The 20,294-nt window shown below is 55.3% G+C and carries 20 protein-coding genes and 1 rRNA gene; 17 read left to right on the forward strand and 4 right to left on the reverse strand.

Annotated elements, in window-relative coordinates:
• The first annotated feature begins 88 nt into the window (after positions 1–88).
• Positions 89–2,251 (forward strand): Tex family protein, encoded by a 2,163-nt coding sequence (locus EDM57_RS14545; protein ID WP_122905458.1) that lies wholly within the window; start codon positions 89–91, stop codon positions 2,249–2,251.
• Positions 2,252–2,275: 24 nt separating this feature from the next.
• Here EDM57_RS14545 and cmpA read toward each other — a convergent pair whose 3' ends face one another.
• Positions 2,276–2,398: a cortex morphogenetic protein CmpA gene (gene cmpA, locus EDM57_RS14550; RefSeq protein ID WP_005830216.1), complete on the reverse strand. Its 123-nt coding sequence runs from the start codon at positions 2,396–2,398 to the stop codon at positions 2,276–2,278.
• A 79-nt stretch (positions 2,399–2,477) separates the two neighbouring features.
• Positions 2,478–2,813 (reverse strand): hydrolase/acyltransferase, encoded by a 336-nt coding sequence (locus tag EDM57_RS14555; RefSeq protein WP_122905459.1) that lies wholly within the window; start codon positions 2,811–2,813, stop codon positions 2,478–2,480.
• Between the two features lie 110 nt (positions 2,814–2,923).
• On the opposite strand from EDM57_RS14555, the gene EDM57_RS14560 reads away from it, so the two are divergent.
• The 7 genes from EDM57_RS14560 to EDM57_RS14590 all read left to right on the forward strand — a co-directional run bounded on the left by EDM57_RS14560 (position 2,924) and on the right by EDM57_RS14590 (position 9,851).
• Positions 2,924–3,385, forward strand: a complete 462-nt coding sequence (locus tag EDM57_RS14560; protein WP_122905460.1) for a SprT family protein — start codon at positions 2,924–2,926, stop codon at positions 3,383–3,385.
• 88 nt (positions 3,386–3,473) lie between these two features.
• On the forward strand, positions 3,474–4,496 hold the full coding sequence (thiL, locus tag EDM57_RS14565) for a thiamine-phosphate kinase (protein WP_122905461.1): 1,023 nt from the start codon (positions 3,474–3,476) through the stop codon (positions 4,494–4,496).
• 18 nt (positions 4,497–4,514) lie between these two features.
• Entirely contained in the window at positions 4,515–4,985 is a 471-nt protein-coding gene (gene tsaE, locus EDM57_RS14570) for a tRNA (adenosine(37)-N6)-threonylcarbamoyltransferase complex ATPase subunit type 1 TsaE (RefSeq protein ID WP_122905462.1), read from the forward strand.
• Positions 4,966–5,688: a tRNA (adenosine(37)-N6)-threonylcarbamoyltransferase complex dimerization subunit type 1 TsaB gene (tsaB, locus tag EDM57_RS14575; protein ID WP_122905463.1), complete on the forward strand. Its 723-nt coding sequence runs from the start codon at positions 4,966–4,968 to the stop codon at positions 5,686–5,688. The genes tsaE and tsaB overlap by 20 nt, the downstream gene beginning before the upstream one ends.
• Before the next feature lie 4 nt (positions 5,689–5,692).
• On the forward strand, positions 5,693–6,151 hold the full coding sequence (gene rimI / locus EDM57_RS14580) for a ribosomal protein S18-alanine N-acetyltransferase (RefSeq protein ID WP_122905464.1): 459 nt from the start codon (positions 5,693–5,695) through the stop codon (positions 6,149–6,151).
• Positions 6,151–7,239 (forward strand): tRNA (adenosine(37)-N6)-threonylcarbamoyltransferase complex transferase subunit TsaD, encoded by a 1,089-nt coding sequence (gene tsaD, locus EDM57_RS14585; protein ID WP_122905465.1) that lies wholly within the window; start codon positions 6,151–6,153, stop codon positions 7,237–7,239. Before rimI ends, tsaD begins: the two co-directional genes overlap by 1 nt.
• 374 nt (positions 7,240–7,613) lie before the next feature.
• The gene (locus tag EDM57_RS14590; RefSeq protein ID WP_122905466.1) at positions 7,614–9,851 is read left to right on the forward strand and encodes a hypothetical protein; all 2,238 of its coding nucleotides are present in this window, start codon (positions 7,614–7,616) and stop codon (positions 9,849–9,851) included.
• Between the two features lie 40 nt (positions 9,852–9,891).
• Here the strand turns inward: EDM57_RS14590 and EDM57_RS14595 are convergent, their stop codons facing one another.
• A complete protein-coding gene (locus EDM57_RS14595) occupies positions 9,892–11,826 on the reverse strand; it encodes an ABC-F family ATP-binding cassette domain-containing protein (RefSeq protein ID WP_122905467.1) in 1,935 nt (644 codons plus the stop codon).
• A gap of 106 nt (positions 11,827–11,932) precedes the next feature.
• Here EDM57_RS14595 and EDM57_RS14600 point away from each other — a divergent pair, with 106 nt between their 5' ends.
• From EDM57_RS14600 to EDM57_RS14625, 6 genes are all read left to right on the forward strand, one after another.
• Positions 11,933–12,511 carry a 5-formyltetrahydrofolate cyclo-ligase gene (locus EDM57_RS14600; RefSeq protein WP_122905468.1) on the forward strand — a complete coding sequence of 193 codons (579 nt, stop codon included), beginning with the start codon at positions 11,933–11,935 and terminating at the stop codon, positions 12,509–12,511.
• Between the two features lie 99 nt (positions 12,512–12,610).
• On the forward strand, positions 12,611–13,126 hold the full coding sequence (locus tag EDM57_RS14605; RefSeq protein WP_122905469.1) for a MogA/MoaB family molybdenum cofactor biosynthesis protein: 516 nt from the start codon (positions 12,611–12,613) through the stop codon (positions 13,124–13,126).
• On the forward strand, positions 13,120–14,121 hold the full coding sequence (locus tag EDM57_RS14610; protein ID WP_122905470.1) for a molybdopterin-binding protein: 1,002 nt from the start codon (positions 13,120–13,122) through the stop codon (positions 14,119–14,121). Before EDM57_RS14605 ends, EDM57_RS14610 begins: the two co-directional genes overlap by 7 nt.
• A 41-nt stretch (positions 14,122–14,162) precedes the next feature.
• On the forward strand, positions 14,163–14,519 hold the full coding sequence (gene tatA, locus EDM57_RS14615) for a twin-arginine translocase TatA/TatE family subunit (protein WP_122905471.1): 357 nt from the start codon (positions 14,163–14,165) through the stop codon (positions 14,517–14,519).
• An 18-nt stretch (positions 14,520–14,537) separates the two neighbouring features.
• Positions 14,538–15,314, forward strand: a complete 777-nt coding sequence (tatC, locus tag EDM57_RS14620; RefSeq protein ID WP_122905472.1) for a twin-arginine translocase subunit TatC — start codon at positions 14,538–14,540, stop codon at positions 15,312–15,314.
• 210 nt (positions 15,315–15,524) lie between these two features.
• Positions 15,525–15,935 (forward strand): hypothetical protein, encoded by a 411-nt coding sequence (locus tag EDM57_RS14625; RefSeq protein WP_122905473.1) that lies wholly within the window; start codon positions 15,525–15,527, stop codon positions 15,933–15,935.
• Positions 15,936–15,942: 7 nt separating this feature from the next.
• On the opposite strand, the gene EDM57_RS14630 is transcribed toward EDM57_RS14625, so the two are convergent.
• Positions 15,943–17,280 (reverse strand): CAP domain-containing protein, encoded by a 1,338-nt coding sequence (locus EDM57_RS14630; RefSeq protein ID WP_122905474.1) that lies wholly within the window; start codon positions 17,278–17,280, stop codon positions 15,943–15,945.
• A gap of 260 nt (positions 17,281–17,540) precedes the next feature.
• Here EDM57_RS14630 and groES point away from each other — a divergent pair, with 260 nt between their 5' ends.
• The 3 genes from groES to EDM57_RS14645 form a co-directional block, all read left to right on the forward strand.
• Positions 17,541–17,825, forward strand: coding sequence for a co-chaperone GroES (groES, locus tag EDM57_RS14635; RefSeq protein WP_005830242.1), 285 nt, complete (start codon positions 17,541–17,543; stop codon positions 17,823–17,825).
• A 54-nt stretch (positions 17,826–17,879) separates the two neighbouring features.
• Positions 17,880–19,502 (forward strand): chaperonin GroEL, encoded by a 1,623-nt coding sequence (gene groL, locus EDM57_RS14640; RefSeq protein ID WP_122905475.1) that lies wholly within the window; start codon positions 17,880–17,882, stop codon positions 19,500–19,502.
• A gap of 566 nt (positions 19,503–20,068) precedes the next feature.
• Positions 20,069–20,294: ribosomal RNA gene (locus EDM57_RS14645) — 16S ribosomal RNA — on the forward strand; the annotation flags it as partial.

Raw genomic sequence — 20,294 nt, forward strand, 5'->3', positions numbered from 1 at the left:
GGCGAATGCGCCTCTTTTTTGCGTTTTTCCAGACACTGTTAGCAAATGTGGTACAATAAACGGCGAAGTACGAGCGCAGGAGGAATGTATGGAGCTTACATTGATGATCCAGACAATCGCCCAGGATACGGGCGTCAAACCTCATCAGGTGGAACGCACGGTTGCCCTTTTGGATGAAGGCAATACGGTTCCCTTCATTGCCCGTTATCGCAAGGAGATGACCGGGCAGTTGGACGAAACGCAAATTCGGGCGATTGAGGAACGAGTGCGTTATTTGCGCAACCTGTCAGTACGAAAAGAAGAAGTAATCCGGCTCATCGAGGAGCAGGGCAAGCTGACGGAGGAACTGAAAGCTGCAATTGAGCGGGCGACGAAGCTGCAAGAGGTGGAAGACCTCTACAGACCGTATCGGCAAAAACGCCGCACGCGTGCGACGATGGCCAAGGAAAAAGGGCTGGAGCCGCTCGCCAACTACTTGCTGAGCCTGCCCAGGACAGGCGATCCCGAGCAGGAAGCCCAAAAATACGTGGACGCGGAAAAAGGCGTGGAAACTGCGGCACAAGCCCTGCAAGGGGCGATGGACATCGTCGCCGAGCACTTTTCCGACGATCCGGACATTCGCCAGTGGGTTCGCCAGCGCACCGTGCAAAAAGGACTGCTGCTGACCGAGCAAAAGGCAGAAGAAGCAGACGAGAAAAACGTTTATCAGATGTATTACGCATACAGCGAGCCGTTGAAAAAAGTCGTTCCGCACCGCGTGCTCGCCATCAACCGCGGAGAGAGCGAAGGCATTTTGAAGGTGACAGTCGAAGCGCCTGTGGCGGAAATTTTGGCCTGGATGCAGCGGCGACTCATTCCCCGTGACACTGTCGTGCGCTCTTTGCTGGAGCAGACGATTGAGGATGCGTACAAGCGCCTGATCGCCCCGTCGATTGAGCGCGAGGTGCGCGCGGAGCTGACAGAGGCGGCGGAAGAGCGGGCCATCCACATTTTTGCGGAAAACTTGCGCAATCTCTTGCTGCAGCCTCCCGTCAAAGGAAAAGTCGTTCTGGGTGTCGACCCGGCATACCGGACAGGCTGCAAGCTGGCAGTCGTCGATGAGACGGGCAAGCTGCTGGAAGTAGCGGTCGTCTATCCGACCCCTCCGGCAAACAAGGTGGCAGAGGCTTCGGCAAAAGTCCGGCAGCTGATTGAAAAGCATGAGGTCAGTGTGATCGCGATTGGCAACGGTACAGCTTCCCGGGAAACCGAGCAGTTCATCGCCAACCTGCTGAAAGAGTTGAAGCGCCAGGTCATGTACATCATCGTCAACGAAGCGGGGGCATCGGTGTACTCGGCTTCCGCGCTGGCCAAGGAAGAGTTTCCGGACCTCGATGTGGCGGAACGAAGCGCTGTCTCCATCGCGCGTCGCCTGCAGGACCCGCTGGCCGAGCTGGTCAAAATCGATCCGAAATCGGTTGGCGTAGGCCAGTACCAGCACGACGTGTCCCAAGCGAAGCTGGCGGACAGCCTGCAATTCGTCGTCGAATCGGCGGTCAACCACGTCGGGGTAGACGTCAACACCGCTTCTCCTTCGCTTTTGCAGTACGTTTCCGGCATCAGCAAGCAGGTAGCGGGCAACATTGTGAAAAAGCGCGAAGAGATCGGCATGTTCACGTCTCGCGCCCAGTTGAAGGAGGTTCCGCGGCTCGGAGCGAAAACGTATGAGCAGTGCATCGGCTTTTTGCGCATTTTCGAGGGCAGCGATCCGTTGGACAAGACCCCGATTCACCCGGAGTCGTACCCGGCTACGCACAAGCTGCTTTCGATGATCGAGATTGCGCCGCAGGAGATCGGCAGCGAGCGCTGCAAGGAACGCCTGCAGTCGCTAAATATCGAGCAGACGGCAGAACGGCTCGGCATCGGAGTGCCGACGCTTGCGGACATCGTGGAAAGCCTCCTGCGTCCCGGTCGCGACCCGCGCGACGAGCTGCCGAAGCCGCTTTTGCGCAGCGACGTGCTTCAGCTCTCTGACCTTGGCGTCGGAATGAAGCTGCAGGGCACCGTCCGCAACGTGGTCGACTTCGGTGCGTTTGTAGATATCGGCTTGAAAAACGACGGTCTCGTCCACATTTCCCGCCTGAAAAAAGGCTTCGTCAAGCATCCGCTCGACGTCGTTACGGTGGGGGACATCGTTGACGTGTGGGTCGCAGAGATCGATGAAAAACGCCAGCGCGTGGGCCTGACCATGATCGCTCCCGGCGAGGCGTAAGACACATAAAAAGGCGGCCTCCTGCTACTCGGGACGGCCGCCATGTTTTTCCCAATATAAGAACCAGCAACTGTTCAGCAAACGAATCTGTCGAACGTCCTTCCCACTGAAGGCACGCTGCAACTGCTTACGCATCCACTGGGGCATGTAGGTACCTCCTGGAATTATTCGCCTATTGGCAATGTATGCGCAAAGGCAACCAGGAGGTACTTATTTTCCCAAAAACTTATTCCTCGTCACGCAGAAATTCCAGTTGGGCTTGCAAAGCGCGAATCTCGGTCAACAGCGAGATCAAAGGGTACTGGCTCTCCGGGAGAGCCGCAAAACGTTCTTCCAGACTGCTGACGTAATCCAGTCCATCCACGATAGCAAGCTCGCTTCCCAAAAGCTCCAGGTCAGCGCATTCCGCGAGCACGGTCGGCAGCTCGGGCCGATCCGTGATGGTCAGCTTGTCGATTTCCTTGTGCAGTCGCTTGAACAGGGCGACAAGCTGGTACATATGCGTTTCCGGCAACGCAACGAACTTCAGCCCGACTTTTTCCTGCAAAATCAAATAGCGCATAAGCTCCTCCAAACCAATCTACTTTTCTTCCACCCAGTGTAGCCTATCTATCTGGCACTTTTCAACAGGAACTGCTATCGTGAACAGTAGAGAGGGGCGGTAGAGAGGACATGACCGATACGGAATTGCAAAAGCTGGTGGAGCAAATATCCAGTCAATTTTTCGCCAAGCCGTTTCGCCATCGGGCCCGCTTCAACAAGCGACTGCGCACGACAGGCGGGCGGTATTTGCTGCGCTCTCACGACATTGAATTGAATCCCAGGCATCTGGAGGAGCACGGAGAGGCGGAACTGATTGCGATCATCAAGCATGAGCTGTGCCACTATCACTTGCATCTGGAGAAAAAAGGCTATCGCCACGCGGACCAGGATTTTCGCAGGCTGCTTGCCCAGGTTGGCGGCAGTCGGTATTGTCAGCAGGTCAGCACGGGACGCACCGTTTTGCCCTATCGCTACGAGCTCATCTGCCGGGCGTGCGGAATGACATATAAACGCAAGCGCAAAATGGACCCTTCCCGCTATCGCTGCGGGCGTTGCAGAGGGGGGCTGGAGTTGCGGGAGCTGAAAGAATAGCGGCCTCGCAACGGGCACCGGCTTTCTTGCACGCGTTTTGACAGCAGAGGTATAATGGACTCACTATGCAAAAAAAGGAGCGTTTGTGGTGGCACATGATGAATTTTCCCTGATCCGGCAATGGACGAGCCGTTCGGACGGACAGGAGAAAGACGGCTTGACCGTCGGGCTCGGGGACGATGCCGCCGTTTTTTCTCCTGCGCCAGAGATGGAAGTCGTGGCCTGCTGTGACGCGATGGTGGAGACGGTCCACTTTTTAAAAGAAACGATGAGCCCAAGCGACATCGGCTACAAGGCGGTCACGAGCAACGTAAGCGACGTCGCGGCGATGGGCGGCTACCCTCGCTATGCACTGGTCAGCATCGCGGTAGCGCCGCACTGGACGCCGGAGGAGTGCCAGGGCATTTACGACGGGATATACGCCGCGTGCGAAGCGTACAACGTGAGAGTCATCGGCGGCGATACGGTTTCCGCCCCGGATGCGCTGCACCTGTCTGTCACCGTGCTGGGCGAGGTGGAAAAAGGACGCGCCATTCGCCGCTCGCAGGCAAGGCCGGGACAGGTCGTGTTCGTGACGGGACACGTAGGCAGCTCTGCTGCCGGGTTGCATTTATTGCTGCGCGACAGGAAAGCAACGGTTGAGCCGTCCGGCCGCTGGGCGAAACTGATAGAAGCCCATCAGCGTCCGCGCGCGCAGGTGGAGGCGGGCAGGCTGCTTCTGGAATCGGAGGCGTGCGGCGCGTTAAATGACGTGAGCGACGGCTTGGCCTCCGAGCTGTGGGAGATCGCCGAAGCAAGCCGTGTCAGCATTTGCGTCGATGCGGACAAAATTCCTGTCAGCGAAGATGCGCGCGCCTATGCGCTCCTGAGCGGAAAAGACCCGCTCGATTGGGCGTTTTACGGCGGAGAGGACTATCAACTGGTGGGAACGCTTGACGCCAGTCAGCTTGAGGCGGTGCGGGCGCGGTTTGCGGCAGCAGGCATTTTGCTGACCGTCATTGGCGAGGTAGAGGCGGGCAAGCCTGCCCAGCCGAAGCTGTCCCTGCGCTCAGGCGACAGCCGCACCGATCTGCCCAAGGCAGGCTACAATCATTTCAGGCAGCGCGAGTAAGCGAGGAGTGGATGAGAAATGGGCTATACGTGGAAGCTTGCGGGTGCAGAGGAAACGCAGCGCTTTGCCGAGCAACTGGCAGAACGTCTTGCGCCAGGCGACTTTCTGGCGCTGGAGGGCGACCTGGGAGCGGGAAAAACGACGTTTACCCAAGGATTGGCGCGCGGACTTGGCATTCGCCAGGTAGTGAACAGTCCGACGTTTACGATCATAAAAGAATATCAGGGGCGTTTGCCGCTTTATCATATGGACGTCTACCGGGTGGGCGATGATCCCGATTCACTCGGCCTGGACGACTACTTTTTTGGCGAAGGGGTTTGTGTGGTAGAGTGGGCTTCGCTGCTTGCGGATTACTTGCCGGAGGATCGGCTGACGGTCTGTCTGCGCAAGACTGGCGAGGAAGCGCGGAGCATCGAGCTTTGTCCCCAGGGAGAGCGTTACGTGAAATTGTGTGAGGAGTTTGATTTTGATGCGCGTACTGGCGATTGATACATCCAATCTGGTGTTAAGTGTTGCGGTTGTGGAGAAGGAGCGCGTTCTCGCCGAAATGACGACGAACCAGCAAAAAAACCATTCGGTACGGCTGATGGACTGCATCAGCGAACTGCTGGATGCGACAGGAACTTCTCCCGAGCAACTGAGCGGCTTTGGGGTAGCAAACGGCCCAGGCTCCTACACAGGAGTGCGCATCGGAGTGGCTACGGCAAAAAGCATGGCCTGGTCGCTCGATGTGCCTGTCATCGGCGTGTCCAGCCTCGAAGTTGTCGCCATGAATGCCTTGGGCTTCCCAGGGCTGATTGTACCGCTGTTTGATGCTCGCCGGGGACAGGTGTACTCGGGCTGCTACCGCACAAATGGCCTGGATTCGGTAGAAGTGCAGGGAAAAGAAAAAATCGTCTTGCTGCGGGAATGGTTGCCGCAGCTCAGGGACATGGCGCAGGGAGAGTCCATTTTGTTTTTGGGCGAAGATGTGCGGATGCACCGGGAGACGATTGCGCAGGAGCTTGGGGAGCAGGCGCGGTTTGCCACTCCTGCCTTGAACCACCCGCGCGCAGCCCATATCGGATATGCAGCGCTGCGCAGACTGCAGGACGGAGGCAGTGCGCACGAGCTTGTCCCTGAATATTTGCAGCTGGCGGAGGCAGAAGCGAAGTGGCTTGCCCAAAAGCAGGCGGGGGCCGTAAAGGAGTAGAAGCATGAGCCAACAACCAATTGAATTGGAATATCGTTTCATGACGATGCAGGACGTAGGGGCTGTGGCCGAGCTGGAACGGTTGTCGTTTTCCACTCCCTGGCCGCACGAAGCATTCGTCAACGAGTTGACGAAAAACCCGAATGCCCGCTATGTCGTCGCCGTCCACCAAAATCGGATCGTCGCATACTGCGGCATGTGGATCGTGCTTGACGAGGCCCATATTACGAACGTGGCCGTGCACCCGCTGTTCCGCGGGAAAAAAATCGGTCTGGGGCTGATGATTAAGATGATGGGAGTCGCGAAGATGTTGGGAGCAAAAAGCATGACGCTGGAAGTACGGCCCTCCAACACCGTCGCGCGCAACTTGTACACCAAGCTCGGCTTCCGGGAGCATGGCGTGCGCAAAAGATACTATTCGGATAACAATGAGGACGCAATCATTATGTGGGTGACTTTGTAATGAACAAGACCAAGACGTCGCGCTACGAGATGCGCATACAAGAAGCCTGGGAGGCGCAGAAAAAGTCCGGCGCACCCGTGTACATTTTAGGGATTGAGACGAGCTGCGACGAGACTTCGGCCGCTGTCGTCCGCGATGGCCGGGAGGTGCTGTCCAATGTCATTGCTTCTCAAGCCGATATTCACAAGCGCTTCGGCGGTGTCGTGCCGGAGGTCGCTTCCCGCAGGCACGTGGAAAACATCACGCTGACGATTGAGCAGGCTTTGGCAGAAGCAGACAAAAAGCTGGAGGACATTTCCGCCATCGCGGTGACATACGGCCCTGGCCTCGTAGGTGCGCTCCTGGTTGGCGTGGCGGCGGCGAAAGCCATTTCACTGGCGCGCGGAATCCCGCTCATCGGCGTTCATCACATCGCAGGCCATATTTACGCGAACCGGCTGGTGCAAGAGATGGAATTTCCGCTCATCGCCCTGGTCGTCTCCGGAGGCCATACCGAGCTCGTCTGGATGAAGGAGCACGGCCAGTTCGAGATTTTGGGAGAAACGCGGGACGACGCCGCTGGCGAAGCCTACGACAAGGTAGCGCGCGCGCTGAATCTGCCGTATCCCGGCGGGCCGCACATCGACAGACTCGCGCACGAAGGGGTAGCGAATGTGCCGCTGCCGCGCTCCTGGCTGGAGCCGGACTCGTACGATTTCAGCTTCAGCGGCTTGAAGTCGGCGGTACTCAACACACTGCACAACGCCGCGCAGCGGGGAGAGACGATTGAGCCGGCGAACTTGGCCGCGAGCTTCCAGGATTCGGTAACAGAGGTGCTGGTAGAAAAAACGATTCGGGCGGTGCGGAACTGCCAGGCGAAGCAAGTGCTGCTGGCAGGCGGCGTGGCAGCCAATCGCGGTCTGCGGGAACGGCTGCAGGCACGCTGTGAGGCGGAAGGCATCCCGCTTGTCATCCCGCCGCTGTCGCTTTGCACGGACAACGCCGCGATGATCGCGGCCGCAGGCTATATCAAGTACGAAAAAGGGCAGTTCGCCGCGCTCGATCTGAACGGCGTGCCTGGCTTGTCGCTAAACGAAAACGAGCAGTAGCTGGATACAACAAAACAGCATAGGGGCAGTCTCAAAAGTCGTGATTTCGACTTCGAGACGCCCCTTTTTTCGTTTTGCGGGTCTTGTCTACTTCGCTACTTCGCCTGGAAACCCCGACCGCAGGAATACACTTGCTGCCAGTCTCTCCCCGTCAGGCGAGCTGTGCGCCGCCTTTGAATCCGCCTCGTACCTGCTGTTGCCCAAGCGTTTTCAGCTTTATCCACAAGTTCAGGATAACTTTCCCGGTTGTTCTCGCAGCCACCTGTGAATACTGGTGATAACACGAAAAATGACCGGGAAATTCACGTATATCCTGTGGATTATTTTGTGGAATATGTGGATAAAAGACTCTGGTTATCAACAGGAGGAACGCCGTGAAAACAAGACTCGTGTGGATTTTTTGCGCCATCCTGATATTGTTTTTCCATACAAATTGCGGAAATGCGCTTGCTGCCAACGAACAGCGCCAGGTCGTCATCCTGTTTGCGGAGGGGCTGTCTTTTTCCGATCTGGAAAAGCTGAAACGCCTGCCGCCTGTGGATAAGTGGATTGGCGAGGCGGCAGCAGGTGCGCTGTCCATACGCACGCCAGGTCCGCGGACGGCGGCCAACGGTTACTTGCTGATGGGCAGTGGCACGCAGGCTCTCTACACCGAGCGCAGCGGTACGGCCTATCACCCGCAAGAAGCGCTCTCTCCCAAAGAGACGGCAGGAGAGCGGATGCAGGAGCTGGGCGGGTACCAGGCGCAGGACTTGGCGCGCTCTGCCATCGTTTTTCCCGGTATTTTCCGGCTGCACGAGGATAACCGGGACAAACCGTATTCCTCCCGGCTTGGGCTGTTGGGCACGACGCTTGCCGCGCACAAGATTCGCGTAGCGTCCTACGGCAACGGGGATGTGGCGGAAGTCAGACAACGGCACGCTGTCCTGTTTGCCATGGACCAGGAGGGAAGGGTTCCGGCAGGCGACGTGTCCGGGAAAAACACGCTGCCCGCTCAAGGGTATCCGTACGGGGTGAAAACGAATTACGATTACCTGCGCGAGCAGATTCAGGCTGACCGCACATCCGGCCTGATTGCGGTACAGCTTTCCGACTTGTCCCGCCTCTACCAGCTCGGCCCGGATATGGAGCCGGGGCAGTTTGCCAGACAGTATCAGCGGGTTTTGCACGATCTGGCGCAGTTTCTCGACGGATTGCTCTCTGTGCGCGGGCAAAACCAACTGGTCATGCTCGTGTCGCCAGCAGTCAACCCGACAGCCGCAAAAGAAAAGGCGTTGCTGTTGCCGCTGTTGAGCTGGTCAGGAGAAGGAAAGGGCCTTTTGACTTCAGCGACGACGCGGCAATCCGGCCTGGTCAGCGGACTCGACGTGTTGCCTACGGTTTTGTCATGGCTGGACCTTCCTGTTCCGAAAGGTTTGGCGGGTCACGTCATGCACAGTGTTGAAGGTGGAACACTCCCGCTGCTGCTTCACCAGGTGGAGAACATTCATCATACGTACGCCACGCGCTCTTCGGTGCTCTACACCTATGTCATGCTGCAAATCGTGACATTGGCGTTCGCGGCATTGCTGTGGCTGTGGGGCCGAAGAAAAGAAGGCGCAGGCTTGTCCCGCCTGCGCAGAGGTGTCCGTCTGGCGCTGCTTGCCCTGCTCTGGTTCCCCTGTTTGCTGTTGGCCGAGAGCTTGCTTGACTGGCGCGTTCACGGTTCAGTTGTTCTCGGGGCGATCATTATGGCAGGGCTGGCAGCGGCCTTTTGGCAGGAAAACCACTCCTTTGCCCGGATTACGCTGACGACAAGCGCCGTAACGGTTGCCGCCTTGCTGCTCGACGGCTGGTCGGGGGCGACGCTGATGCGGCAGTCGTTTCTCGGCTACGACCCGGTGATCGGGGCGCGCTTTTATGGCTTGGGGAATGAATACGAAGGAGTCTTGATCGGGGGAACGATTATGCTGATCGCTTCCTTGTACCAGCTTTACCGGGAAAAGAGCCGGACACTTCCCGGAACGAGCCTGCTTGTGCCTGCCGTCTCGGTCGCTATTTGCGCTGTCGTACTCTACTATATGGTCGCGCCGGATCTGGGCACGGACGCAGGAGGCTTTCTCGCCGGGCTGGTCGGCTTTTTTGTCGCCTTTTCCCGGCTGCACGGCTGGCGCATCGGCAAAAAAGGCCTCCTGCTTCTGGCAGGCGGCCTCATGCTTGGCGTTATAGGGTTGATGGCAGTGAGCCTCGTTTCCGAAAAGCCGCCCACACACGTCGGGCGAGTCGCCCAGCAAATGGTGGCGGGCGAGTGGGCGGACGTCTGGCAGATGGTCGAGCGGAAGCTGGCGATGAACCTGCGGTTGATTCGCGTCTCGATCTGGAGCAAGGTGTTTGCCGTTTCGCTCATCGTCCTTGGGCTGCTCGCCCTGAAAAACGACCGCTTTCTCCGCCATCTGGCACAGGATACGCCCTATCTGGTAAATGGCTTCGCAGGCGTCATTGCCGGAGCGCTGGCGGGACTTGCGCTCAACGACTCGGGCATCGTGACCGCTGCGACCTGCATTTCGTTTCTCGTCGTGCCCGCGCTGTACGCGGCGCTTTCGGAGCCGACACAGGAGCGCTGCTCGACGTGAGCCACCTTCAGATACGCTTGTGCACCCAGACAGCCGCTTGCTATTCCTCTTGCAGCGTGCTCCATTCGTCGTACAACTGCTCCAACTCCTGCTTGGCAGCTTGGATCAAGTCGTTACGCTCTTTTGCTTGCACGTGATCGCTGTAGATTTCCGGGAGACACAGCTCTTCCTCCCATTTGACGATGTCGGCTTCCCGCTTTTGAATCGTCGCTTCGATTTCTTCCAAACGGCGCTGGCGTTGACGCTCGCGCCTTTTTGCTTCCTTGTCCAGCTCGTAGGACGACTTTTCCGGCTGGGCTGCCGCAGTAGACCCTTGCTTTTTCACAGGCTGCGCCGCTTGCTCGGCAGCGAGTTCGGCCAGCTCCTGCTTTTTCTCCACGTAGTAATCGTAGTTGCCCAAATAGCTGGTCACGCCCTCGCCCGTCAGCTCCAGTACGCGAGTGGCTATCTTGTTCAGGAAGTAGCGGTCGTGGGAGACGAACAGGATCGTGCCCGGATAGTCGTAGAGCGCGTTTTCCAGCACCTCTTTGCTATAGATGTCCAGGTGGTTCGTCGGCTCGTCAAAAATCAGGAAGTTGGCCTGCTTCAACATCAGCTTCGCCAGCGAGACACGCGCTCGTTCCCCGCCGGACAGATCGCTGATTTTCTTTTGCACATCGTCGCCACTGAACAGGAAGTTGCCGAGCAGCGTCCGCACGTCTTTTTCCAGCATGTGCGGATACTCGTCCCATATTTCGCCGAGCACCGTGTTGCGCTCGTTCAGGTTGCGATGCTCCTGATCGTAGTAGCCGATTGTCACATTGCTGCCAAAATGCACGTCGCCAGCGAGTGCCTTCAGTTGTCCGACAATCGTTTTCAGCAAAGTCGACTTGCCGATCCCGTTTGGCCCGACCAGGGCGACCCGTTCCTCGCGCTCGATTTCAAACGTCAGGCCGCGGGAGAGGACGGCATTCGGATAGCCGACAGACAGGTTGTTTGCCTTCATGACAATCGTTCCGCTCATTTTGGCTACGTCGAAGGAAAAATTCACGGACTTGTTTTGCATGATCGGCTTGTCCAGGCGCTCCATTTTTTCCAGCGTCTTGCGTCTGCTTTGTGCCCGCTTGGTTGTGGTGGCGCGGGCGATGTTGCGGGCGATGAAGTCTTCCAGCCTGGCGATTTCCTCCTGCTGCTTCTCGAAGCGCTTCAGCTCCTGCTCCAGACGAGCCGCCTTTTCATCGAGAAAGCGGCTGTAGTTGCCCACGTACCGGGTAGCGCGAGTCCGCTCGATTTCATAGACGACCGTCACCAGCTTGTCGAGGAAGTAGCGGTCGTGGGAGACGACGAGAATCGCGCCCGGATAGTTTTGCAAGTACGTTTCCAGCCAGGTAAGTGTCTCAATATCGAGGTAGTTGGTCGGCTCGTCCAGCAAAAGAATCGTCGGGGATTGCAGCAAAAGCTTCGCCAGTGCCAGCCTTGTCTTTTGTCCGCCGCTCAGCGTCTTGATCGGGGTCTGGTAGTCCATGTCTGCAAAGCGCATGCCGTGCAGGACGCCGCGAATGGCCCCTTCGTAGCTGTAGCCGCCTTTTTCCTTGAATGCCTCCGAGCGGAGCGAATAGTTCTCCAAAATTTGCTGATAGCGCTTTTCGTCTGCAAGCACGTCCGGATCGCCCATTTTGGCCTCCAGCTCCCGCAATTCCTTTTCCTCTGCCCGCAAATCGTCAAAGACGCTCAGCATCTCATCCCAAATACATCGCTCGGATTCAAGCCCGCTGTTTTGCGCCAAATAGCCGATTGTCACATCTTTCGGGATGCGGACAAGCCCGCTGTCGTAGCTCAGCTCGCCCGCGAGTATTTTCATCAAGGTAGATTTGCCCGCGCCGTTCACGCCGACAAGCCCAACCCGCTCTCCAGTTTGTATTTGCAGAGAGATGTCCTGTAGAATGGTTTCGATGCCGTATGTTTTTTCTATATGTTCAGCCTGCAGCAAAATCATCTGATTCACCTCTTTATATTGTAATGCAAGTGTAGCCTAGAGAGCGCGCACGGGACAACCCTTCTGGGGGCGGTCCTTGTGCGGCAGGGAGAGGGGAGAGGTTGTCATGGACCCAAAAACGAATAAAAAACAGCTGCGAAGCCATATTTTGGAGAGACGCAAAGCCATGCCGCCAGACGAGCGCAAACAATACGCGGAGCAGATCTGCCGCCATCTGCTGGAAAACGAGCGGCTTGCGGCAGCGGGGGCAATCATGGCCTTTCACCCTTTTGGCGACGAAGCAGACATTTTGCCGTTCATTCAGGAGGCGATGAAAAGAGGGCAGGAAATATGGCTGCCTCTCGCCCTGGTCGAACAGCGCCGCCTGATTCCGTACCGCTATACAGGACCGGAAATGCTCAAGCAGGGCGTGTACGGGATCATGGAGCCGGACCCGGCAAAGGCAGAGGAAGCAGAGCTTTCCCGCCTGGATGCCGTCGTCGTGCCTGGCGTGGCGTTTGACAGGCAGGGCGGCAGAATGGGCTACGGCGGCGGTTTTTACGATCGGTTCCTTGCCGGGCTGGACAGACTGCCTTATTTAGTCGGTGTCGGCTTCTCCATGCAGGTAGTCGAGCATGTTCCGCTTGAGCCTCACGATATTCGCCTGGATGGAATTGTGACGGAAAACGGCTTTTTTCAATCGTGAAGGTTTTGTGTCAGGAGGTTCCTTTTTCTTGCTGTTCCCTCTACACTATGGACAAAAAAGTGTACAATACTAACGAATGAGAAAACGGAGGAATGAACTGTGGGCAAATGGAAGGTAGGCGTTATCTCGGCGAGTGACTCGATTGCCAGAGGGGACCGGGTTGATGACCGGATTCCTATCATTCGCAATCTGACAAGGGATTGGCTGGACGTAGATGTAGCTGTCTACCGTGCCGTTACTGATGATATGGAAGAACTGCAGGAAAACATGATTGAGCTGGTGGACCGCGAAAAATGCGACTTGCTGATCGTAACCGGAGGAACGGGTCTGAGCCCGCGCGACGTCACGCCGGAAGTGACCGCCTGGGTGATTGACAGAAAAGTTCCGGGACTCGCGGAAGAAATGCGCCGCGCCGGCCTGCAGCAATCCCGACGGGCGATGCTGACGCGCGCGGTAGCGGGAACACGCGGCAACTCGCTCATCATTAACCTCCCCGGCAATGCAAAAGGTGTCGAAATCTGCTTCAACGCCATCGGCGACATGCTCGCGGATGCCTTGCACATTTTGCAAGGGACAGGAGAAGCCAATGAAGATTGGGGAGGATTGGGTTGGTAGAAAAACCGAAATTGCGGGAAGTTCCGGTGCGGGAAGCGATCGGCATGATGCTGCCGCACGACATGACGCAAATTTTGCCCGGTGAATTTAAAGGCCGCCTGTTCAAAAAAGGGCATGTTATCACGGAAGCGGACATCGAGCCGCTTTTGTCCATCGGCAAGGAACACATTTACGTGCTGGAGATGCCAGAAGGCTTCATTCATGAGGAAGAGGCAGGCATCCGGATTGCCAAGGCTGTATCCGGTCAAGGTTTGACGCTCACGCCTCCATACGAAGGCAAAGTCTCGATAAAAGCATCGCGGACGGGACTTGCCAAAATCAACGAGGAAGCCGTACATGCGCTGAACGCATTGGAGGGCATTGCCTTCTCCACGGTGTACGGCGATCAGGTCGTGCACCCTGGCCATACGCTCGCTGCCACCAGAATCATTCCGCTGATTATCGAAGAAGAGCGCATTGTGGAGCTGGAAAAGCTCGCCAAGCAGTTTGACGGCCCGATCGTTGAGGTGAAGCTGTTCCAGGAAAAGCAGGTGGGGCTTGTGACGACCGGAGGAGAAGTGTTTTCCGGGCGAATCGAAGACAAATTCGGTCCTGTGATCCGCAACAAGGTAGAAGCGCTCGGCTCTACCCTGGTCGGTCAACGCTTTGCTCCAGACGACAAAGAAGCGATTGAACAACAGATTCGCTCGTTTCTGGACGAAGGGGTTGATCTGGTGCTCGTCACAGGCGGCATGTCCGTCGACCCTGATGACAGGACTCCGGGAGCGATTGCCGGAGTGGGAGCAGAAGTGGTCCGTTACGGCACGCCGATGCTGCCGGGCTCCATGTTGATGGTCGCTTACAAAGGGGACATTCCGATCCTCGGCCTGCCTGGTGCCGTCATGCATGAGCCGTTTACCTCGTTTGATGTATTTTTGCCGCGCATTCTTGCAGGGGAACGAATTGTCGCTTCCGACATGACGAGACTCGGTTATGGCGGTTTACGGAAGTGCTAGCTGGTTAGACTGGCAAATAACAGGAAAAGGGAGTGAAAGACATGGGTTCGATTGGGGTTCCTGGTTTGATTTTGATTCTGGTGTTGGCGTTGGTGCTCTTCGGGCCGAAAAAGCTGCCTGAGTTGGGACGAGCAATAGGTCATACATTGAGAGAGTTTAAAAACGCAACGCGCAGCCTGACGAGCGACGACGATGACGATGATGCGAAAAAGAAAGAGCTGGCTGAAAAAGAAGCACCAGCAAAAACGGCTGTCGTCACGGAGAAGGACGCCCTTGACCGCGAAAAAATCGAGCGGGAAGTGCGTGAACGCCTGGAGCGCGAGCGTCTGGAAAAAGAAATTCGCGAAAAGCTGGAAAAGGAACGCCTTCAGATGGAAAAAGAGCAGCAGAAGGCCTAATCAGGTAAGGTGGTTGCCATGAACGATCAGGAAATGACAGTGGTTGAACACCTATCGGAGCTGCGAAAGCGCATCATGTGGGTGCTGGCTGTTTTCGTTGTCGCACTGATAGTAGGCTTTTTCTTTGCCGGTCCGTTGATTGAGTATTTGAAGCAAGAGCCGATTGCCGATGGCGTGCCGATTATTTCCCTGCACCCATCCGATGTTCTTCGCGTCTACATGCAGTTCGCCTTTTTGATTGGTGCGGTCGTGACCTTGCCTGTTGCGCTCTATCATCTTTGGCGCTTTGTCTCGCCAGGCTTGCAGGAGCATGAGCGACGCGGGGCGCTTTACTTTATACCCGCAGCCTGTTTTCTTTTCATTACGGGCATTTTGTTTGGGTATTACATCGTTTTTCCGATGATTATGCAGTTCATGACGGGTATGACCGAGACGATCGGGGCTGATCCGAACTACGGGATTGCTGAGTATTTCGGTTTCCTGTTCAACATGGTCATCCCTTTTGGCGTCCTGTTCCAGTTGCCGATTATCGTAATGTTTCTGACCCGCTTGCGCATCCTCAATCCGATGCGGCTGGCAAAGGCAAGACGGTTCGCTTATTTCGGGTTGGCTGTGATCGCTATTACTTTGACGCCTCCCGATATTGTCAGCGACGTTTTGGTAACGATCCCGCTTTTGCTGCTTTATGAATTCAGCGTTTGGCTGTCGAGCATCGTCTACCGCAAGCAATTGAAGGAAGAAGCAGAGTGGGAAAGTGAATTCGGCGGCTTTGAAACAGATGAGATGGTACGATAAGGTCGATAACAGAGAGACCCCTTGCTATTGGTACTGATACGGATAGCAACGGGGTCTTTTTTTTCATGACGAACATAGCGGCAGGACAGGCTGCCGCAGGAAAGCATCGGCTCTGCTTGCGACAGGGACGATGCTTTTTTGCTGAGTTCGAATGACCACAGACAGGTGGGAGATACTAGAAAAGTTATGAACAGGAGGTGGTAGAGCAACATGTGGCTGATCTTATGCCTGACCTTGCTTTTTTCGGCTGGCTCCGCCAATGGCGGCGAGCAGGTAGAGTTGTTTGATTCAGACAAGCAGCAGGTTGTTGCGACGTTTGCCAATTCAGACGAGTTTCAAAAAGAGGCGCAGCAACTGCTTCGCACCGTAAGCGGGCGGGTGCTGGAGCTGAACCCGTCACTCGACCACGCGATGATCGTTAAAATCCCGCTGGCGCCGCCGCAAAGATTGCAGCATGTCCCGTCTGGCATCGACGCCGAAATCGCGGAGATGTTCGTCATCATGCCGAAAAAAGGGGGCAGGCGCCCGTATCTGATTTTGCACACCAAAGAATATGAGACGGTTGTGGTCGAGTTTTCGGGAGCGGTGGATCAACTCAGGTCAAGCGTCCGTTTGCGCTGACGGCACCTTACTTGAGCGGCGTGAGGAAGGTCTGTGTGTAATAGTCGGTGATGACGCCGACACCAAGCTGGGTGAAGTCTTTTTCCAGGATGTTTTTCCTGTGGCCGGGGCTGTTCATCCAGCTTTCATGTGCTTCGATTGCGTCAGGATAGCCTGCTGCGATGTTTTCTCCCGCCACGCTGTAGGTGATTTTGGCCTGCTTCAGCCGATCAAACGGGCTGCTTCCGGTCGTCGCGGAAACATGATCGAAATAATCGTGCGTTTCCATGTCCAGACTGTGGGCCCTGGCTACTTTTGCCGCTTCCTCGTTCCATTCCAAGGGAGGCAGTTTGTAGCGATAGCGGGTGACATTGACGAGATCGAGCGTTTGCCGCTCATGGGCCAGGTTGACCTGTTCCTGTTCACCCACGCTCAGGGCCGGGGGATCGAAATCCGGGGCTTGGCCCTGGTACGTCCATTTCGTCTCGTAAAACCCGCCGCGCAAAAGCATTTGCGTATCGATCAGGCGCAGACCAGTCACCTTGCTGCCGTTTTGCTTGTCCAGATAAAAGATGTGCGGAATCCCGTTCTTCATGACGAGCGGACGCTGCTCTTTCTGGTTGGTTATCTGGATGTTGGCGCCCATGTAGGAAAAAGAGATCGTATTTTGCGGGCTGTACTGCCGTTCGAGTGCTTGCAGGCTGCTGCCCACCCCGATATTGCCCAGTGTCGCGGTCGGGGCGAGAGAGTACAGGTCAACTACCTTTCCGTTTGCGATGCCCACCTGGACGTACCGGGCCGGATCGCGGTTGTACACCCACCACTCGTAGCCAAGGCTGCTCGGCTCCTTGCGCGATGGCTCGCCCAGCAGCCTGCTGACTTCCTTGGATGGCGTCCCGATGCCGAGACCAAACAGCGTGGCGGGCGGTTGCTGTGCCGGAGCGACTGTAGCTGGTGCTTTTTCAGGAGCAGCTTTGGCCGGAGCGCTTGCGGGGATGGCCTCGTCCGGCTTGGCGGAAGCGAGGGAAGTGCTGTTGTCGGCAGGCAACTCCGTTGGGAGCGTCGGCGGCTGACCGACCCAGGCATAATGGGAGGCTTCGTCCCAGCCAACCGGTTTGTTCAGGTGCCGCCCGATCATGGAAAGCGGGACGTACAGCGTTCCCCGATACTCCAGGGAAGCGGGTACCTCCTGGCCTCTTTCTGTGTAGTACCCTTGCTTTCCGCCAGTGGCGATCTCCCGTCCGTCCCAAAAGATGGCGGAAGGGTAGATGTTTACCCGTATAAAGGAAGTGGTGTCGGATGAAAACAAACGGCTGATTCCCAGCACTCCAAGGGCAATCAGACCGATCCAGAGCCATTTCTGCATGGACATATCCCTCCTTGGCAGGCTTGTCTACTCGTATGTTTGATTTATATGAGCCAGTCTGTTTGCTAGAACCTTTTTGCTAGAAAAAACAGTTGCTAGAGAGCCTGCAAGCGAAGAAGTGCAGTTGGGAAAAAATGAGGGAAACTACTTGCAAAGTACATAGCGATTCATTATTATAGGAATTGGGTGTTAGCACTCATAACGAGCGAGTGCTAACAACAGATAAATTTGTTTACCTACATTTGAGGAGGGTGTTTTTAGTGCTTAAGCCATTGGGTGACCGTGTGGTAATCGAAGCTATCTCCAAAGACGAAACGACTGCAAGCGGTATCGTTTTGCCTGATACTGCAAAGGAAAAACCGCAAGAAGGCCGAGTAATCGCAGTTGGTTCTGGCCGTGTTGCCGACAACGGCGAGCGCATCGCTTTGGAAGTTAAAGAAGGCGATAAAGTAATCTTCTCCAAATACGCTGGTACCGAAGTAAAGGTAGACAATAAAGAATACCTCGTGCTGCGCGAATCCGATATCCTCGCGATCATCGGTTAAGGCTCTTGACATAGGAATTCGAACACAAAACACATAACAGGAGGTAGAGTTTAGATGGCTAAACAAGTCAAATTCTCTGAAGACGCTCGCCGCTCCATGCTCCGCGGTGTGGAAACTTTGGCAAATGCAGTAAAAGTAACTCTCGGTCCAAAAGGACGCAACGTGGTTCTGGAGAAAAAATTCGGTTCTCCGCTGATTACTAACGACGGCGTAACCATCGCGAAAGAAATCGAGCTGGAAGACGCTTACGAAAACATGGGTGCGCAACTGGTTAAAGAAGTTGCGACCAAAACAAACGACATCGCCGGTGACGGTACTACCACTGCAACTGTTCTGGCTGCAGCCATGATCCGCGAAGGTCTGAAAAACGTAACAGCTGGTGCTAACCCGATGATTATCCGTCGCGGTATGGAAAAAGCTGTTCGTGCTGCTGTAGAAGAAATCAAATCTATCGCGAAGCCGGTTGAAAACAAGTCCTCTATCGCACAAGTTGCTGCGATTTCCGCTGACGATCAAGAAGTAGGTAACCTGATCGCAGAAGCTATGGAAAAAGTGGGCAAAGACGGCGTTATCACCGTTGAAGAGTCCAAAGGCTTCGTAACTGAGCTGGAAGTAGTAGAAGGTATGCAATTCGACCGCGGCTACGCTTCCCCTTACATGATTACTGACACTGACAAGATGGAAGCGGTTCTGAGCAACCCTTACATCCTGATTACTGACAAAAAAATCTCCAACATCCAGGAAGTTCTGCCTGTACTGGAGCAAGTGGTACAAAGCGGCAAACCACTCCTGATTATCGCAGAAGACGTAGAAGGCGAAGCGCTGGCTACTCTCGTAGTGAACAAACTGCGCGGTACCTTCACAGCTGTAGCGGTAAAAGCTCCTGGCTTCGGCGATCGCCGCAAAGCTATGCTGCAAGACATCGCTGCGCTGACTGGCGGCGAAGTAATCACAGAAGAGCTGGGTCTGGACCTGAAATCCACTAAGCTGGAGCAACTGGGCCGTGCTGGCAAAGTTGTAGTTACCAAAGAAAACACCACTATCGTTGAAGGTGCTGGCGACAAAGCAGCTATCGAAAGCCGCGTATCCCAAATCCGTCAACAAATCGAAGACACTACTTCCGACTTTGATCGCGAAAAACTGCAAGAGCGTCTGGCTAAACTGGCTGGCGGCGTAGCAGTTATCAAAGTCGGTGCAGCTACTGAAACTGAACTGAAAGAGAAGAAACTCCGCATCGAGGACGCTCTGAACTCTACTCGCGCTGCAGTAGAAGAAGGTATCGTACCTGGCGGTGGTACTACTCTGATTAACGCAATCAAAGCGGTTGAAGCGCTCAAAGTAGAAGGCGAAGAGGCTGTAGGTGTGCAAATCGTACTCCGTTCCCTGGAAGAGCCAGTTCGCCAAATCGCTGCGAACGCAGGACTGGAAGGTTCTGTAATCGTAGAGCGCCTGAAAAAAGAAGCAGTGGGCATTGGTTTCAACGCAGCTACCGAAGAGTATGTAAACATGATCGATGCTGGTATCGTTGACGCAGCGAAAGTAACTCGCTCCGCACTGTCCAACGCTGCATCCGTAGCTGCTATGTTCCTGACTACAGAAGCAGTAATTGCTGACAAACCAGAAGAAAACAAAGCGCCTATGGGCATGCCAGACATGGGCGGCATGGGCATGATGTAAGAAAGCGGTTCGCCGTTTTCTGCAAAAAGAGGCAGGCATTCGTCTGTCTCTTTTTTGCGTACGCCCAGCATGGGCATCATCTCTAGGAGAAAAATCCCGAACGGGGGCTAGCCGCCCCCTCCTACTCAATTGAACCAAAAGAATAACTTGCAAGAACAACTTTTCGCTAAAATGCTTTGGTGCATGGATATTTCCTGAAAGATTGAGAGTGAGCGCGGCACAGTTATTTGAATCATTGCGGAACATGTGAAGTGAATGGCAAAGGCCAATAGTCGGCAGTCTGCGACTGGTGTAAAATTCCTAGGTATTTCTACTTGCATTTTGGGTTTGAAGTTGATAAGATAGTTCTTGTCGCTTTTGAAGGTTTTTTAAACAGAATGAAAAAAGCTACAAACTTTTAAAAAACCTCTTGCTTTTAAACGAAAGACATGATATAGTTTAAAGGGTCGGCGCCACAAGGTGCTGATGAAAAAGAAACTATAAATGCTCTTTGAAAACTGAACAGCGAAAGCGTTGATGAGTCTATCATTTTAAATGTTTTACCAGCTTTGAACCAGTACCAAACTTTATTGGAGAGTTTGATCCTGGCTCAGGACGAACGCTGGCGGCGTGCCTAATACATGCAAGTCGAGCGAGGGTTTTCGAACCCTAGCGGCGGACGGGTGAGTAACACGTAGGCAACCTGCCTCTCAGACCGGGATAACATAGGGAAACTTATGCTAATACCGGATAGGTTTTTGGATCGCATGATCTGAAAAGGAAAGATGGCGTTTGCTATCACTGGGAGATGGG

The organism is Brevibacillus gelatini, from assembly GCF_003710935.1.
In the GTDB taxonomy this organism is placed as follows: Bacteria; Bacillota; Bacilli; order Brevibacillales; family Brevibacillaceae; genus Brevibacillus; species Brevibacillus gelatini.